Genomic DNA, 15,627 nt, shown 5'->3' on the forward strand with positions numbered 1-15,627 from the left:
ATATGCTTTAACGGTATTTAAATTGAAGTTCTTATGCCATTAAAGTCAGTTCCTGCCGAGCAGCTATCCGCTGCCCATGGACCGCACGACCGCCGCTTACCGAGTGGCGTCCAGGATGTTCAATGAACTTCGATTACGCTTTTATCCTCAGCACCCTCCCTGCGTTTCTCAAGGCCGTGGGCGTGACGCTGCACGTTGGCCTTATTGCCATCGCCACCTCACTGCTGGTGGCGCTCGTGAACGCAACGATCCTGGTGTCGCGCACGCCTTACCTGCAACGCCTGGTGGGCCTGTATGTGGAGCTGGCCCGCAACACGCCGCTGCTTATCCAGTTGTTCTTCGTCTACTTCGCCTTGCCGACGCTGGGCATCAAGGTGTCGGGGTTTGCGGCGGCGATCATCACCATGACGTTCCTCGGCGGTGCCTATCTCACGGAAGTGCTGCGTGCGGGCGTGGACGCGGTGCCCCAGGCGCAATTGGAATCCGGTCGTTCCATCGGCCTGTCTCACGGGCAGTTGCTGCGCTACGTGATCCTGCCGCAGGCCGGGATCCTCAGCCTGCCGTCGCTGTTCGCCAATTTCATTTTCCTGCTCAAGGAGACCACCGTGGTCTCGGCCGTGGCGGTGCCGGAGCTTCTCTACACCACCAAAAGCTACATCGCGCTCTATTACAAGACCTACGAAATGCTCGCCGTGCTGACGCTGATTTGCGTGCTGCTGTTCTTGCCACTGTCGCTGCTGCTCAGCCGCCTGGAAAGGAGGCTCCAGCATGGCCAGTTCGGGTCTTGAGTTGCTGTGGGTGTCGTTGCCGCAACTGGGCAAGGGCGCCGCGCAAACCTTGTCGATTTCCTTCCTGGGCATCGCCCTCAGCACCGTGGGCGGCGTGCTTTATGGGGTGTTGCGGACGTTGGGCGTCAAAGGCGTGGATGTCGTTCTGCGGGTCTACCTGGAGTTGTTCCGGGCGATCCCGGTGCTGGTCTGGTTGTACCTGCTGTTCTTCGGCCTGCCGATTTTTTTCGGCCTGAGCCTTCCAAGCTTTTGGTGCGCGGTCCTGGTGTTGTCGTTGTGGGGCGCCAGTGAGGTGGGTGAAGTGGTACGCGGTGCATTGCATTCGCTGCCGCGCGGCCAGCGCGAGGCGGGCTTGTCCATTGGCCTGAACGGTCCGCAACTCTACGGCCATGTGCTGTTGCCGCAAGCGCTCAGACGCATGACGCCGCCGACCATCAACGTCTACACGCGCATCATCAAGACCAGTTCCCTGGCCGTGCTGATCGGCGTGGTGGACGTGATCAAGGTCGGCCAGCAGATCATCGAGCGCACCTACGAGTCCGTGTTGATCTACGGCGCGCTGTTCCTGTTTTTCTTTTTTATCTGCTACCCGCTTTCGGCCGCCTCCCGCGTGCTGGAGCGGCGCTGGACGCAAGCATGAGCGCATTGATCGAGTTCAAGGGTTTCAACAAGTTTTTCGGCGAACAGCAGGTGCTCGATGGCATCGACCTGCAAGTGCAGTCGGGCGAAGTGATCGTCATCCTCGGCCCCAGTGGTTGCGGCAAAAGTACTTTGCTGCGTTGTCTCAACGGGCTGGAAGTGGCCCACAGCGGCAGCTTGGCATTCGCCGGTCGCCAGTTGCTGGACAAGGGCACCGACTGGCGCGAAGTGCGACAGCAGATCGGCATGGTGTTCCAGAGCTATCACCTGTTCCCGCACATGAGCGTGCTCGATAACCTGCTGCTAGGCCCGGTCAAAGTGCAAAAGCGCGACCGCCGCGAAGCGCGTGGCCAGGCCGAAGCCTTGCTGGCGCGGGTGGGGCTGCTGGACAAGCGCGATGCCTTTCCCCGCCAGCTCTCTGGCGGCCAGCAGCAACGCATCGCCATCGTGCGTTCGCTGTGCATGAACCCCAAGGTCATGTTGTTCGATGAGGTCACCGCTGCCCTTGATCCGGAAATGGTCAAGGAAGTGCTGGACGTCATCCAGGGCCTGGCCCGCGAAGGCATGACGCTGTTGATCGTCACCCACGAAATGGCCTTCGCCCGCGCCGTGGCTGATCGCATCGTGTTCATGGACGCCGGGCGGATCCTTGAACAAAACCCTCCCGAGATTTTCTTTACGAACCCGCAAACCGCACGAGCGCAGCAGTTCCTGGAGAAGTTCTCCTACGTCGCCGCACTACCCAAAACGACTCAAACAAAGGAACTGGAACTGTCATGAAAACTGCCAAGTCTTCTCTGCTGCTACTGCCGTTGCTCGCCGCCGCTTTGCTGGCCGGCTGCAATAAAACCGAAGAACCGCCGAAGCCGAACGTTGCCAGCCCAAGCGCCGCCTCGACCAGCTACCTGGACAAAATCAAGGCGCGGGACAAATTGATTGTCGGCGTCTTCACCGACAAGCCACCGTTTGGCTTCGTCGATGAGGCGGGGCGTTATGTCGGCTTCGATACCGACATCGGTCGTCGATTCGCCAAGGACCTGCTCGGCGATGAAAACAAGGTCGAGTTCGTCGCGGTCGAACCGGCGAGTCGGATTCCGTTCCTGCAAAGTGACAAGGTCGACCTGATCCTGGCCAACATGACGGTGACCCCTGAGCGCAAGGAGGCGGTGGAGTTCACCAACCCGAACCTGAAAGTCGCGGTGCAGGCGCTGGTGCCACAGGCCAGCGCGGTGAAAAGCCTCGATGACCTGGCGAGCCGCACCACCATCGTCACCACCGGCACCACGGCGGACATCTGGCTGACCAAAAATCACCCGGACTGGAAGCTGCTCAAGTTCGAGAAAAACTCCGAGTCCTTGCAAGCCCTGGCCAACGGGCGTGGCGATGCCTATGCCCAGGACAATCTGGTGCTATTCAGTTGGGCCAAGCAGAACCCCGGCTATCGCGTGCTGGAGCAGACACTGGGCGCCGAAGCGCCGATTGCACCGGCGGTGAAGAAGGGCAATATCGAGTTGCGTGATTGGGTCAACGCCGAGTTGGCGAAGCTGGGTGAAGAGAAGTATTTGCTCAAGCTGTACGACCAATACGTGCGCAAGGAACTGAGCGATGACACCAAGCCGGAGAGTGTGATTGTCGAGGGTGGCAAATGGCAGGGGTGATTCTCTGAGGGTTGTGTAGGCCGTCAGAGCGCCTTCGCGAGCAAGCCCGTTCCCACAGGGGAATTGTGTGTGGGGGCGAGCTTGCTCGCGATCCGGTTTACAGGCGCCACTCAATCCGGCCAGTGCCACGCCGGCTCATCCAATGCCCGTTGCCCGACGATGCCGGTCTGTCCAAGGTCTTTCTCCAGCACGATGCAATTGCACTGCTCATCCTGTTCCAGGGCGGCGATCAGGCGCGTGGCGTGGGACACGACCCAGACCTGGCAATTTGCCGAGGCGCGGATGATCAACCGCGCCAGGGCCGGCAACAGGTCCGGGTGCAGGCTGGTTTCCGGTTCGTTGAGCACCATCAGCGAAGGCGGTCGAGGGGTGAGCAGGGCGGCCACCAGCAACAGGTAGCGCAGGGTCCCGTCCGACAGTTCGGCGGCGGACAGTGGCCGCAGCAGGCCATGTTGTTGAAATGCGATGGCGAAACGTCCGCCTTGCAGTTTCTCGATGTTCAGGCGGGCACCGGGGAACGCGTCGCCGATGGCGGCATGCAGGGCTTCGTCTTCGCCGATTTCAAGGATGGTCTGCAGGGCGGCGGCCAGGTCGCGTCCGTCGTGGTGCAGCACTGGCGTGCGGGTGCCCAGTTGCGGTTGGCGCACCGGGGCGTCGGCGTCGCTGCGAAAGTGGTCATAAAAGCGCCAGCGACGAATGAACTCGCGCATCTGCAGGACCTCCGGCGAAGTGCGCAGGCTGCCGACCTGGTCGAACAGGCTGTCGAAGGTGGGCGTGTGCTGGGCCAGCACATCCCAGGAGCGGCCTTCGCGGGCACGGATCATCGGCCCGTTGCGGTCCACCAGCAGGCTGGCGGGCCGAAACACCGGGCCGGCCCAGATGCATTCGCGCTTGATTTCAGGGTCCAGTGAGAACGCTGAACGACTGGGCTCCGGCAAGCCCAGGGCGATCGAATAGCTGAAGTCTTCCCCGGCGAAACCCAGGCGCAGGCGCTTGGTGCCTTGGCGCACTATCGCCTGGACCGGCACCTCGCCGTTGCGCATGCGGCGGCTGATTTCCTCCGGGCCGGCCCAGAAGGTCGAGTCGAGTCCGCCTTCACGGGCCAGGGCGTTGACCACCCCACCCTGGGCCGTCTCGGCCAGCAGGCGCAGGGCGCGGTACAGATTGGATTTGCCGCTGCCGTTGGGGCCGGTGATCAGGTTCAGCCGGCCCAGAGGAATGACCAATTTATTGATCGAACGGTAGTTGGCCACCGCCAATGTCTTGAGCATGAGCAGACTCCTGCTGCATGGGTTCGTAGGAGCTGTCGAGCGAAGCGAGGCTGCGATCTTTTGATCTTTCGCTTGAGATTCAACTGTCAGGGGAAAGATCGCAGCCTCGCTTCGCTCGACAGCTCCTACAGGAGGCGATCAGTTTGCCTGATTTGCTGCACCCATTGTATTCGCGGAACCCTGTTCTAAGCTCACAGTCGTATCGTCACTGGTACGTCCGTACAACGCAAAGGAGTCTGCATGACTGGTCCCGGAATCAAATGGGTTATTGGTTTGGGCGTGTGTGCATTGTTGACGGGGTGCGGTGATAAGAAGCCCGAAGAAAAAGCCCTGCCACGGGTTTTCGTGCAGCAAGCCGTGCCCAGTGAATACGCAGCCTCGGTGACCCTGACCGGCGATGTCCAGGCGCGGGTGCAGGCCGATCTGTCGTTTCGTGTGGGCGGCAAGATCATCGAGCGCAAGGCCGATGTCGGTGACCGGGTCTCGGCCCGGCAAGTGCTGGCCCGGCTCGATCCCCGGGACCTGCAGACCAACGTCGATTCCGCCGAGGCCCAGGTGGCCGCCGAGCAGGCGCGGGTCAAGCAGAGTGCCGCTGCGTTCGTACGCCAGCAGAAACTCCTGCCCAAGGGCTACACCAGCCAGAGCGAATACGACGCGGCCCAGGCTCAACTGCGCAGCAGCCAGAGTGCGCTGGCCGCCGCCCAGGCCCAATTGGCCAACGCCCGTGAGCAACTGAGCTACACCGCGCTGATTGCCGAGGCACCGGGCATCATCACCGCGCGCCAGGCGGAAGTCGGCCAGGTGGTGCAGGCCACGGAGCCGATCTTCAGCCTGGCCCGGGACGGCGAGCGCGACGCGGTGTTCAACGTCTACGAATCGCTGTTGAGCGAACCGCCGTCGGACCCTGCAATCACCATCAGTCTGCTGGATGACCCCGCCATCAAGACCACCGGTACGGTGCGCGAAATCACCCCGGCGGTGTCTGCCCAGACCGGCACCGTGCAGGTCAAGGTCACCCTCAATGATCTGCCCGAAGGCATGCGCCTGGGGTCGGTGGTCAGCGCCACCGCCAAGTCCGCCGGCAAGACCGCCTTCGAGCTGCCTTGGTCGGCCCTGACCAAGAACCTCAGTGAGCCGGCCGTATGGCTGGTGGATGGCGAAGGCAAGGCGCAGTTGCAAACGGTGACGGTCGGCCGCTACCTGACCGGCAAGGTCATCATCAGCGACGGCCTCAAGGGCGGTGAGAAAGTCGTCACCGCAGGCGGGCAGTTGCTGCACCCCGGCGTAGGCGTCGAGATCGCTGAAGACACCTATGGAAAAACCACCCCGGGAGCCCAGCCATGAAGCGTTTGTGGATGATCTCGGCCGGCCTGTTGCTGGCCGCCTGCTCCAAGGAAGAAGCGCCGCCCGAACCGGTGCGCCCGGTGTTGTCCGTTGAGGTCCGGGCCCTGGATCAGCAGGCACTCGGGCGGTTCGCCGGGAATATCCAGGCGCGATACGAGAGCAACGTGGGGTTCCGCGTGCCAGGCCGCATCGCCAGCCGCAATGTCGATGTCGGTGCCGAAGTGAAGAAGGGCGACCTGCTCGCCACGCTCGACCCCACCGACCAGCAGAACCAGTTGCGCGCCGCCGAAGGCGACCTGGCGCGGATCGAGGCGCAGTACATCAATGCCCAGGCCAATGCCCGTCGCCAGCAGCAATTGTTCGACCGTGGCGTCGGGGCCCAGGCGCAACTGGACATCGCCCAGACCGATCTGAAAACCACCGGCGCCTCTCTCGAACAGGCCCGGGCCTCGGTGGAGCAGGCCCGCGACCAGCTCAACTACAGCGAGCTGCGTACCGATCACGACGCCATCGTCACTGCCTGGAATGCCGAAGCCGGGCAGGTGGTCACCGCCGGCCAACAAGTGGTGACCCTGGCCCGCCCGGACGTCAAGGAAGCGGTGATCGACCTGCCGGCCGGGCTGGTCGAGCGCCTGCCCGCGGACGTGGTGTTCGAGGTCGCGGCGCAATTGGACCCGACTGTCCACACCAGCGCCATCGTGCGCGAGATCGAACCCCAGGCCCAGAGCGCTACCCGCACCCGCCGCGCGCGCCTGACGCTGAACGACACACCGCCAGGTTTTCGCCTGGGCACGGCCATCAGCGTGACCCTGAGCTCGACCATCGAACCGCGCATCGAGCTGCCGCTCAGCGCCCTGCAAGAGATCGACGGCAAGGTGCGCATCTGGCTCATCGACCCGCAGAACCAGACCGTCTCCCCCCACGAAGTACGGATTCTCGAACGCTCCAATGATGCGGTGCTGGTGGCCAACGGTATCAAGGCCGGCGACCGCGTGGTCAGCGCTGGCGTGAACAGCCTCAAGCCGGGGCAGAAAGTGAAACTCGACGAGGACGCACGATGAAAGGGCCTTTCAACTTATCCGAATGGGCCCTGCGGCATCAGTCGTTCGTCTGGTACCTGATGTTCGTGGCGCTGTTGATGGGCGTGTTCTCGTACATGAACCTGGGACGGGAGGAAGACCCGTCGTTCACCATCAAGACCATGATCATCCAGACCCGCTGGCCGGGCGCGACCCAGGAAGAGACCCTCAAGCAGGTCACCGACCGCATCGAGAAGAAACTCGAAGAGCTGGACTCCCTCGACTACGTCAAAAGCTACACCCGTCCGGGCGAATCGACGGTGTTCGTGTACCTGCTCGACACCACCGGGGCCAAGGATATCCCCGAGATCTGGTACCAGGTACGCAAGAAGATCGACGACATTCGTGGCGACTTCCCCCAGGGGCTGCAAGGCCCGGGGTTCAACGACGAGTTCGGTGACGTGTACGGTTCGGTGTACGCCTTCACCGGCGACGGTCTGTCGATGCGCCAGTTGCGCGACTACGTGGAGCAGGTGCGCGCCGAGATTCGCGACGTGCCCGGGCTGGGCAAGGTGGAAATGCTCGGCGAGCAGGATGAAGTGCTGTACCTGAACTTTTCCACGCGCAAACTCGCTGCGCTGGGCATCGATCAGCGCCAGGTGGTGCAGAGCCTGCAATCGCAGAATGCCGTGACGCCGGCCGGGGTCATCGACGCGGGGCCGGAGCGGATTTCCGTGCGTACGTCCGGGCAATTCCAGTCGGAAAAAGACCTGGCCAACGTCAACCTGCGGCTCAATGACCGGTTCTATCGACTGGCCGACATCGCCGATATCAGCCGGGGTTATGTCGACCCCGCCACACCGATGTTCCGCTTCAACGGCACGCCGGCCATTGGCCTGGCCATCGCGATGAAGAAGGGTGGCAACATCCAGGATTTCGGCAAGGCACTGCATGCGCGCATGAACGAACTGACCGCCGACCTGCCGGTGGGCGTTGGCGTGCACACCGTGTCGGACCAGGCCGAGGTGGTGGAAGAGGCCGTCGGCGGCTTTACCAGCGCCTTGTTCGAGGCGGTGATCATCGTACTGGTCGTCAGCTTCATCAGCCTTGGCGTACGGGCCGGCCTGGTGGTGGCCTGTTCGATCCCACTGGTGCTGGCGATGGTCTTCCTGTTCATGGAATACAGTGGCATCACCATGCAGCGGATTTCCCTCGGCGCGTTGATCATCGCCCTCGGCCTGCTGGTGGACGACGCGATGATTACCGTGGAGATGATGGTCACGCGCCTGGAAAAAGGTGACAGCAAGGACCAGGCCGCGACCTTTGCCTATACCTCGACGGCGTTCCCGATGCTCACCGGGACCCTGGTGACTGTCGCCGGTTTCGTGCCCATTGGCCTGAATGCGAGTTCCGCCGGTGAGTACACCTTCACCCTGTTCGCGGTCATCGCCGTGGCGATGCTGGTGTCGTGGATCGTCGCGGTGCTGTTTGCCCCGGTGATCGGCGTGCATATTCTCAGCACCAACGTCAAACCTCACAGCGCCGAGCCGGGGCGGATCGGCCGGGCGTTCAACGGCGGCCTGCTGTGGGCGATGCGCAATCGTTGGTGGGCCATTGGCATCACGGTGTTGCTGTTCGTGCTGGCGGTGTTTTGCATGCGCTTCGTGCAGAACCAGTTCTTCCCCTCCTCGGACCGACCGGAAATCCTGGTGGACCTCAACCTGCCGCAGAATGCCTCGATGGACGAGACCCGCAAAGCCGTCGACCGCCTGGAAGCGACCCTCAAGGGGGACCCGGACATCGCGCGCTGGAGCACCTACATCGGCGAAGGCGCGATTCGCTTCTACCTGCCGCTGGACCAGCAATTGCAGAACCCCTACTACGCGCAACTGGTGATCGTCAGCAAGGGCCTGGAGTCGCGCAACGCCCTGACCGAGCGCCTGCAAAAGCGTCTGCGCGAGGATTTCGTCGGCATCGGCAGCTACGTGCAGGCCCTGGAAATGGGCCCGCCGGTAGGCCGTCCGATCCAGTACCGGGTCAGTGGCAAGGACGTCGACCAGGTGCGCAAGCACGCCATCGAGCTGGCCACCGAGCTGGACAAGAACTCGCACATCGGCGAAATCATTTACGACTGGAACGAGCCGGGCAAGGTCCTGCGCATTGATATCGCCCAGGACAAGGCGCGGCAATTGGGCTTGTCTTCCGATGACGTGGCCAGGCTGATGAACAGCATCGTCAGTGGCTCGCCGGTGACCCAGGTCAACGACGATATCTACCTGATCGATGTGGTCGGCCGCGCTGAAGATGCCGAGCGCGGTTCGCCGGAAACCCTGCAGAACTTGCAGATCGTCACCCCGGGCGGCACCTCGATTCCGCTGCTGGCGTTTGCCACGGTGCGCTATGAACTGGAGCAGCCGCTGGTGTGGCGTCGTGACCGCAAGCCGACCATCACCATTAAGGCCGCGGTGCGCGACGAGATCCAGCCCACCGACCTGGTCAAGCAACTGCAACCGGACATCGACAAGTTCGCCGCCGGCCTGCCGGTGGGTTACAAGGTCGCCACGGGCGGTACGGTGGAAGAAAGCAGCAAGGCCCAAGGGCCGATCGCCAGTGTCGTGCCGCTGATGCTGTTTCTGATGGCGACCTTCCTGATGATCCAGCTGCACAGCGTGCAGAAACTGTTCCTGGTGGCGAGCGTTGCGCCCCTCGGGTTGATCGGCGTGGTGCTGGCGCTGGTGCCGACGGGCACGCCCATGGGCTTCGTGGCGATCCTCGGGATCCTCGCCTTGATCGGCATCATCATCCGTAACTCGGTGATCCTGGTGACCCAGATCGACGAATACGAACGTGATGGCTACGAGCCCTGGGATGCCGTGGTGGAGGCCACCGAACACCGGCGCCGGCCGATCCTGCTCACGGCGGCCGCAGCGAGCCTGGGGATGATCCCGATTGCCCGGGAAGTGTTCTGGGGGCCGATGGCCTACGCGATGATCGGCGGGATCATCATCGCCACGCTGCTGACACTGCTGTTCCTGCCGGCGCTGTATGTGGCCTGGTACAAGATCCGCGAGCCGCAAAAATCATAAGGGCTGCTTCCGTAGGAGCTGACGAGCAACGCGAGGCTGCGATCTTTCCCCAGACAATTGAGTCGCAAGCGAAAGAGTCAAGATCAAAAGATCGCAGCCTTCGGCAGCTCCTACATGCGCAACAACCGCAACCCATTGAACACCACCAACAAACTCACCCCCATGTCGGCAAACACCGCCATCCACATGGTGGCAAGCCCGGCGAAGGTGACCCCAAGGAAAATTGCCTTGATCACCAACGCCAGGGCAATGTTCTGCTTGAGAATGCTGGACGTCTGCCGCGACAGGCGAATGAACGCCGGAATCTTGCGCAGATCATCGTCCATCAGCGCGACATCGGCGGTCTCGATGGCCGTGTCGGTGCCGGCCGCCGCCATGGCGAAACCGATTTCCGAACGGGCCAGGGCCGGGGCGTCGTTGATGCCGTCGCCGACCATGCCGACGCGGTGACCCTGGGCATACAGCGCTTCAATGGCTTGCAGCTTGTCTTCCGGCAACAAGTCGCCCCGCGCCTGATCCATGCCCACCTGCGCGGCAATCGCTTCGGCGGTGTGGGCGTTGTCACCGGTGAGCATCAGGGTCTTGATGCCCAGGTCGTGCAATTGCCGGATGGCTTCGCGGCTGGAGTCCTTTACGGTGTCGGCTACGGCAAACAGCGCCAAGGGGCCTGTAGCGTCGAGCAGCAGCACCACCGACTTGCCTTGTTTTTCCAGGGCGAAGAGTTTTTCTTCCAGCTCGGGAGAGCACAGGCCGAGGTCTTCCACCAGGCGGTGATTGCCCAAGTGATAGGTCTGGCCGCCGATGTCGCCGCGCACGCCGCGTCCGGCAAGCGCCTCGAAGTTATCCACAACCTGCGGGGCCAGTTGCTTATCCACCGCCGCATTGGCAATCGCCCGGGACACCGGGTGGTCGGAACGGGCGGCGAGGCTGGCGGCCAGGGCCGGGGCGGTGCTTTGCACCGTCGGGTCCAGGGCCACGTAGTCGGTTTGCACCGGTTTGCCGTGGGTGATCGTGCCGGTCTTGTCCAAGGCCAGGTAGTCGAGCTTGTAGCCGCCCTCCAGGTACACGCCGCCCTTGACCAGGATGCCTTTGCGCGCCGCGGCGGCGAGGCCGCTGACGATGGTCACGGGCGTGGAAATCACCAGCGCGCAGGGGCACGCGACCACCAGCAGCACCAGCGCCCGGTAGATCCAGTCGAACCACGCCGCGCCCATGAACAGCGGCGGGATGACGGCCACGGCCAAGGCCAGGGCGAACACCGCCGGGGTGTAGATTTTCGAGAACTGATCGACGAAACGTTGGGTCGGTGCACGGGCGCCCTGGGCTTGCTCCACGGCGTGGATGATCCGCGCCAGGGTGGATTGGTCGGCCGCCGCGGTCACGGTGTATTCCAGTTCGCCGGCCTGGTTGATGGTGCCGGCGAACACTTTGTCGCCGACGGTTTTTTCCACCGGCAGGCTTTCGCCGGTGATCGGTGCCTGGTCGAGGGTGGAGCGGCCCGCGACCACGTCACCGTCCAGGCCCACGCGTTCGCCGGGGCGCAACCGCACTCGCGCACCCAGGGCAATGGCCTTGACCTCTTGCACCTGCCAGCTGCCATCGGCCTGTTGCACGGTGGCCTGTTCCGGGGCCATCTGCATCAGGCCACTGATGGCGTTGCGCGCCCGGTCGAGGGATTTGGCTTCGATCAGCTCGGCCACGGTGAACAGGAACATCACCATCGCCGCTTCCGGCCATTGGCCGATCAGCACGGCACCGGTCACGGCGATGCTCATCAGCGCATTGATGTTCAGGTTGCGGTTCTTCAGGGCGATCCAGCCCTTCTTGTACGTGCCCAGGCCACCGCTGAGGATCGACACCAACGCCACCAGCGCGACCACCCAGTTGGGCGCGGCATTGGTGAAATGGATCAGCTCGGCGCCCAAGGCCGTCACGCCGGACAGCGCCAACGGCCACCAGGGTTTGGCCGGGGCGGGCAGGTCGTTGGTTTCCGGTTTCTGGCCCGGGACCAGCGGGTCGGCCTGCATCCCTAAGGACTCGATGGCCTGGATGATCGGCGCGTCGCTGGGCAAATCGTGAGTCACGCCCAGCACCCGGTTGATCAGGTTGAATTCCAGTCGCTGCACGCCTTCGAGCTTGCCGAGCTTGTTCTGGATCAGTGTCTGCTCGGTGGGGCAGTCCATGGCTTCGATGCGGAAACTGCTCAGCCGCGCACCGTCCGTCGGCGTTTTGCCGAGGTTGACCACCGCTGGCGCGGCTTTCGAGGCGCAGCAGGAATGCCCGTGGTCATGGCCGTGGCCGGGTTTGTGGGTGTGAAGGGAATCGCTCATCGGGTGACGTCCGTGAAAAGTGCCTGTTGCGCAGTAAAGACCCTGTAGCCACTATAGGGTCAAGCACCTATTTCGGAGGCCGCATCATGAAGATCGGAGAATTGGCGAAAATCACCGACTGCCAGGTCGAAACCATCCGCTATTACGAGCGCGAAGGCCTGCTGCCGGAACCGGCCCGCAGCGACGGCAATTACCGCGTCTACACCCAGGCCCATGCCGAGCGGCTGACGTTCATCCGTAACTGCCGCACCCTGGACATGACCCTGGAAGAAATCCGCAGCCTCCTGGTCCTGCGCGACAGCCCCCAGGACCAGTGCGAAAGCGTCAATGCGCTGATCGACGAACACATCCAGCACGTCAAGGCCCGCATCGATGGCCTGCTGGCCCTGCAGACGCAACTGATCGACCTGCGCCATCGCTGTGGCGAAGGGCCGGACCTGGATCAATGCGGGATCTTGCAGCGGTTGGAGGTGAGCGGGGCGGTGGCGCCGGAGGTGGAGCATTCGCATGTGGGGCGTAGTCATGGGCATTGAGTGCCCATGCCACCGATCTTGACCCCATGGAGATCCAATGTGGGAGCGAGCTTGCTCGCGATAGCGGCCTGGCAGTCAACCTCTATGTTGAATGTAAGGGCTTCATCGCGAGCAAGCTCGCTCCCACAGGGAGGGTGGTGTGGCTCAGACCGCCATCGGCGCGGTCATCGGCGCGTGGTGCTGGTAGCCTTCGAGGGAAAAGTCGCCCGGCTCCACCAACTCCAGCCACTCCGGCTGGTACACACCGGTCTTGGCAAACGCCGGCACGCGTTCGGAAATCACCAGCTTGGGCATCGGGAACGGCTCGCGGGTGAGCTGTTCGTTGAGCATGTCCAAGTGGTTTTCGTAGACGTGGGCATCGCCGATGAAATAGGTGAACCAGCGCGGTGTATAACCGGTCAGGCGACCGATCAGGCTCAGCAGCGCGGCGCCTTCGGTGAGGTTGAACGGCGTGCCCAGGCCCAGGTCGTTGGAGCGGATGTAGAGGGTCAGGGAGATTTCCCGGGTCTCGACATTCGGGTGGAACTGGTAGAGCAGATGGCACGGCGGCAGGGCCATTTCATCGAGCTGGGCGCAGTTCCAGCCGTGGAACAGGATACGGCGGCTGCCCGGGTCCTTGATGATGGTGTCGACGCACTGGCGCACCTGGTCGATGGCCTTGTACAGCACCACGTAGGCCTGGCCGTTCTCTTCGCCTTCGGCGATCTGCCGGTAACCCTGGGCCAGCGTCTGCTCGATGGCCGCCGGGTTGCTCAGGGGGATCTGCTTGTAGGCCGGCCATTTGCGCCATTGCACGCCGTAGATCTCGCCCAGGTCGTCGTCGCCCTGGCGGAACGGGTTGGCCAGCCACTGGGCGTTTTCGTTGGCGTTCTGGTCCCAGACCTTGCAGCCCAGGGCGCGGAACTCGGCGGCATTGTTCACGCCACGGAGAAAACCGCACATTTCGCCTATGGCCGACTTGAAGGCCATCTTGCGGGTGGTGATGGCCGGGAAGCCGTCCTGCAAGTCATAGCGCAGCATGGCGCCGGGGAAGCTGATGGTATTCACACCGGTGCGGTTGGCTTGCTTGGTGCCGTTCTTGATGACGTGGGCCACCAGATCGAGATATTGCTTCATGGGTTACCTGTGTCCTTGAACCCGGGGCCAGCGCCCCGGGGTTCGAATTTTAAACCTTGGCCGCCGCAGCCGGCGCTCGATGATAAGCCAGCCAGATCAACGCGAGGCCACCGATGATCATCGGCAGGCAGAGCAACTGGCCCATGGTCAGCCAGTTCCAGGCCAGGTAGCCGAGCTGGGCATCCGGTACACGGACGAATTCAACGATGAAGCGGAAGATCCCGTAGAACAGCGCGAACATGCCCGACACCGCCATGGTTGGCCGCGGCTTGCGCGAGAACAGCCAGAGGATCAGGAACAATGCCACGCCTTCGAGGGCGAACTGGTACAGCTGCGACGGATGGCGCGGCAATTGCGCCGGATCGCTGAACGGCGGGAAGATCATCGCCCACGGCACGTCGGTCGGTTTGCCCCACAATTCGGCATTGATGAAGTTGCCGATGCGCCCGGCGCCCAGGCCGATCGGCACCATCGGCGCGACAAAGTCCATCAGCTCGAAAAACGACTTGTTGTTGCGCTTGCCGAACCACAACGCCGCCAGCATCACGCCGATGAACCCGCCGTGGAACGACATGCCGCCCTTCCAGACTTCGAAGATCAGCGTCGGGTTGGCCAGATACGCGCTCAGGTCGTAGAACAGCACGTAGCCCAGGCGTCCGCCGACGATCACGCCCATGGACAACCAGAACACCAGGTCGGAGAGCTTTTCCTTGTTCCAGGTCGGGTCGAAGCGGTTGAGCCGGCGCGACGCCAGCAGCCAGGCGCCGCCGATGCCGATCAGGTACATCAGGCCGTACCAGTGGATTTTCAGCGGGCCGATGGCCAGGGCCACCGGATCGATCTGCGGGTAAGGCAGCATTGATATTCCTCGTAAACGTCAAAAATGCCCGGGCGACGCTGCCACCTCGGGATTAAGCCAGGATTGCGTCAGAACAGAAAACTCAAGCCCACGCAGAATAGCAAGGCGGCGAACAGCCGCTTGAGCAAGCGCGGCGACAGGCGATGGGCCAGCCGCGCGCCGAAACGGGCGAAGACCATGCTGGTCAAGGCGATGCCCAGCAGCGCCGGCAAATACACAAAACCGAGACTATGGGCCGGCAGCAGCGGATCGTGCCAGCCCAGGATCATGAAACTTAACGCACTGACCACGGCGATGGGCAGTCCGCAGGCCGATGACGTCGCGACCGCTTGTTGCATCGGCACGCTGCGCCAGGTCAGGAACGGCACGGTCAGCGAACCGCCGCCGATGCCGAAAATCGCCGAGGCCCAGCCGATCACGGTGCCGGCCGCGGTCAGCCCGGCCTTGCCCGGTACGGTGCGGCTGGCCTTGGGCTTGACGTCCAGGGCCAGTTGCACGGCAACGATCAGGGCGAACACGCCGATGATCTTTTGCAGGTGCGGGCCGGAAATCGCTTCGGCGGTGATCGCGCCGAAACCGGCACCGATCAGGATTCCCACCGTCATCCAGGCGAAAATCGGCCAGCGCACCGCGCCTTTGCGCTGATGTTCGCGCACGGCATTGATCGAGGTGAAGATGATCGATGCCAGGGACGTGCCGACGGCCAGGTGCGTCAATACCTGCGGATCGAAACCCTGCAGGGTGAAGCTGAACACCAGCACCGGGACAATGATGATCCCGCCCCCCACGCCGAACAGCCCGGCCAGCACCCCCGCGCAGGCGCCAAGCAGCAGATAGAGCACAAATTCCACCAGACTCTCCCCGCCCATCCCCGAAATAAGAGCGGCATGGTAACGGATCCAGGGCCCCTGGCTCCACTGAAGGCGATGGATGCCGGGGCGATGTGTGGGTAGAGTGACCTACAGATGATCTGGAGCGGAACCT

General features: G+C 63.1%; 13 protein-coding genes. 8 read left to right on the forward strand and 5 right to left on the reverse strand.

Annotation, left to right across the window (positions count from 1 at the left end; all coding sequences use genetic code 11):
- Nucleotides 1–122: 122 nt before the first annotated feature.
- From BLU85_RS16295 to BLU85_RS16310, 4 genes are read left to right on the forward strand one after another with little or no spacing between them, the layout of a single operon-like run.
- Complete coding sequence (locus BLU85_RS16295) at nucleotides 123–788, forward strand: amino acid ABC transporter permease (RefSeq protein ID WP_092201352.1); 666 nt, start codon at nucleotides 123–125, stop codon at nucleotides 786–788.
- Nucleotides 769–1,428 (forward strand): amino acid ABC transporter permease, encoded by a 660-nt coding sequence (locus BLU85_RS16300; protein ID WP_092201350.1) that lies wholly within the window; start codon nucleotides 769–771, stop codon nucleotides 1,426–1,428. The genes BLU85_RS16295 and BLU85_RS16300 overlap by 20 nt, the downstream gene beginning before the upstream one ends.
- On the forward strand, nucleotides 1,425–2,207 hold the full coding sequence (locus BLU85_RS16305) for an amino acid ABC transporter ATP-binding protein (protein ID WP_092201348.1): 783 nt from the start codon (nucleotides 1,425–1,427) through the stop codon (nucleotides 2,205–2,207). The genes BLU85_RS16300 and BLU85_RS16305 overlap by 4 nt, the downstream gene beginning before the upstream one ends.
- On the forward strand, nucleotides 2,204–3,085 hold the full coding sequence (locus BLU85_RS16310) for a transporter substrate-binding domain-containing protein (protein WP_072409265.1): 882 nt from the start codon (nucleotides 2,204–2,206) through the stop codon (nucleotides 3,083–3,085). Before BLU85_RS16305 ends, BLU85_RS16310 begins: the two co-directional genes overlap by 4 nt.
- Nucleotides 3,086–3,195: 110 nt before the next feature.
- On the opposite strand, the gene BLU85_RS16315 is transcribed toward BLU85_RS16310, so the two are convergent.
- Nucleotides 3,196–4,356: an AAA family ATPase gene (locus BLU85_RS16315; protein ID WP_092201346.1), complete on the reverse strand. Its 1,161-nt coding sequence runs from the start codon at nucleotides 4,354–4,356 to the stop codon at nucleotides 3,196–3,198.
- Nucleotides 4,357–4,596: 240 nt separating this feature from the next.
- Between BLU85_RS16315 and BLU85_RS16320 the strand changes: the two genes are divergently transcribed.
- Genes BLU85_RS16320 through BLU85_RS16330 form a run of 3 tightly spaced genes read left to right on the forward strand, consistent with a single transcriptional unit; the run spans nucleotide 4,597 to nucleotide 9,805 of the window.
- Nucleotides 4,597–5,700, forward strand: a complete 1,104-nt coding sequence (locus BLU85_RS16320; RefSeq protein WP_092201344.1) for an efflux RND transporter periplasmic adaptor subunit — start codon at nucleotides 4,597–4,599, stop codon at nucleotides 5,698–5,700.
- Nucleotides 5,697–6,761, forward strand: a complete 1,065-nt coding sequence (locus BLU85_RS16325) for an efflux RND transporter periplasmic adaptor subunit (RefSeq protein WP_092201342.1) — start codon at nucleotides 5,697–5,699, stop codon at nucleotides 6,759–6,761. The genes BLU85_RS16320 and BLU85_RS16325 overlap by 4 nt, the downstream gene beginning before the upstream one ends.
- A complete protein-coding gene (locus BLU85_RS16330) occupies nucleotides 6,758–9,805 on the forward strand; it encodes an efflux RND transporter permease subunit (RefSeq protein ID WP_092201340.1) in 3,048 nt (1,015 codons plus the stop codon). The genes BLU85_RS16325 and BLU85_RS16330 overlap by 4 nt, the downstream gene beginning before the upstream one ends.
- A gap of 110 nt (nucleotides 9,806–9,915) precedes the next feature.
- Here BLU85_RS16330 and BLU85_RS16335 read toward each other — a convergent pair whose 3' ends face one another.
- Nucleotides 9,916–12,135 (reverse strand): heavy metal translocating P-type ATPase, encoded by a 2,220-nt coding sequence (locus tag BLU85_RS16335; RefSeq protein WP_092201338.1) that lies wholly within the window; start codon nucleotides 12,133–12,135, stop codon nucleotides 9,916–9,918.
- Nucleotides 12,136–12,221: 86 nt separating this feature from the next.
- Here BLU85_RS16335 and cadR point away from each other — a divergent pair, with 86 nt between their 5' ends.
- Nucleotides 12,222–12,668 carry a Cd(II)/Pb(II)-responsive transcriptional regulator gene (gene cadR, locus BLU85_RS16340; protein ID WP_092201336.1) on the forward strand — a complete coding sequence of 149 codons (447 nt, stop codon included), beginning with the start codon at nucleotides 12,222–12,224 and terminating at the stop codon, nucleotides 12,666–12,668.
- A gap of 144 nt (nucleotides 12,669–12,812) precedes the next feature.
- Here cadR and BLU85_RS16345 read toward each other — a convergent pair whose 3' ends face one another.
- The 3 genes from BLU85_RS16345 to BLU85_RS16355 form a co-directional block, all read right to left on the reverse strand.
- Complete coding sequence (locus BLU85_RS16345; RefSeq protein ID WP_092201334.1) at nucleotides 12,813–13,784, reverse strand: thymidylate synthase; 972 nt, start codon at nucleotides 13,782–13,784, stop codon at nucleotides 12,813–12,815.
- Between the two features lie 49 nt (nucleotides 13,785–13,833).
- Nucleotides 13,834–14,643: a prolipoprotein diacylglyceryl transferase gene (gene lgt / locus BLU85_RS16350; protein WP_053214828.1), complete on the reverse strand. Its 810-nt coding sequence runs from the start codon at nucleotides 14,641–14,643 to the stop codon at nucleotides 13,834–13,836.
- 68 nt (nucleotides 14,644–14,711) lie between these two features.
- Nucleotides 14,712–15,494, reverse strand: a complete 783-nt coding sequence (locus BLU85_RS16355; RefSeq protein ID WP_092201404.1) for a sulfite exporter TauE/SafE family protein — start codon at nucleotides 15,492–15,494, stop codon at nucleotides 14,712–14,714.
- Between the last annotated feature and the right edge of the window lie 133 nt (nucleotides 15,495–15,627).

This window comes from Pseudomonas sp. NFACC14 (genome assembly GCF_900106885.1).
GTDB classification, from domain to species: Bacteria; Pseudomonadota; Gammaproteobacteria; order Pseudomonadales; family Pseudomonadaceae; genus Aquipseudomonas; species Aquipseudomonas fluorescens_AA.

Coding starts and splice junctions, on each gene's coding strand:
- BLU85_RS16295 (WP_092201352.1), top strand. CDS start 123: ATGAACTTCGATTACGCTTTTATCCTCAGCACCCTCCCTGCGTTTCTC.
- BLU85_RS16300 (WP_092201350.1), top strand. CDS start 769: ATGGCCAGTTCGGGTCTTGAGTTGCTGTGGGTGTCGTTGCCGCAACTG.
- BLU85_RS16305 (WP_092201348.1), top strand. CDS start 1,425: ATGAGCGCATTGATCGAGTTCAAGGGTTTCAACAAGTTTTTCGGCGAA.
- BLU85_RS16310 (WP_072409265.1), top strand. CDS start 2,204: ATGAAAACTGCCAAGTCTTCTCTGCTGCTACTGCCGTTGCTCGCCGCC.
- BLU85_RS16315 (WP_092201346.1), bottom strand. CDS start 4,356: ATGCTCAAGACATTGGCGGTGGCCAACTACCGTTCGATCAATAAATTG.
- BLU85_RS16320 (WP_092201344.1), top strand. CDS start 4,597: ATGACTGGTCCCGGAATCAAATGGGTTATTGGTTTGGGCGTGTGTGCA.
- BLU85_RS16325 (WP_092201342.1), top strand. CDS start 5,697: ATGAAGCGTTTGTGGATGATCTCGGCCGGCCTGTTGCTGGCCGCCTGC.
- BLU85_RS16330 (WP_092201340.1), top strand. CDS start 6,758: ATGAAAGGGCCTTTCAACTTATCCGAATGGGCCCTGCGGCATCAGTCG.
- BLU85_RS16335 (WP_092201338.1), bottom strand. CDS start 12,135: ATGAGCGATTCCCTTCACACCCACAAACCCGGCCACGGCCATGACCAC.
- cadR (WP_092201336.1), top strand. CDS start 12,222: ATGAAGATCGGAGAATTGGCGAAAATCACCGACTGCCAGGTCGAAACC.
- BLU85_RS16345 (WP_092201334.1), bottom strand. CDS start 13,784: ATGAAGCAATATCTCGATCTGGTGGCCCACGTCATCAAGAACGGCACC.
- lgt (WP_053214828.1), bottom strand. CDS start 14,643: ATGCTGCCTTACCCGCAGATCGATCCGGTGGCCCTGGCCATCGGCCCG.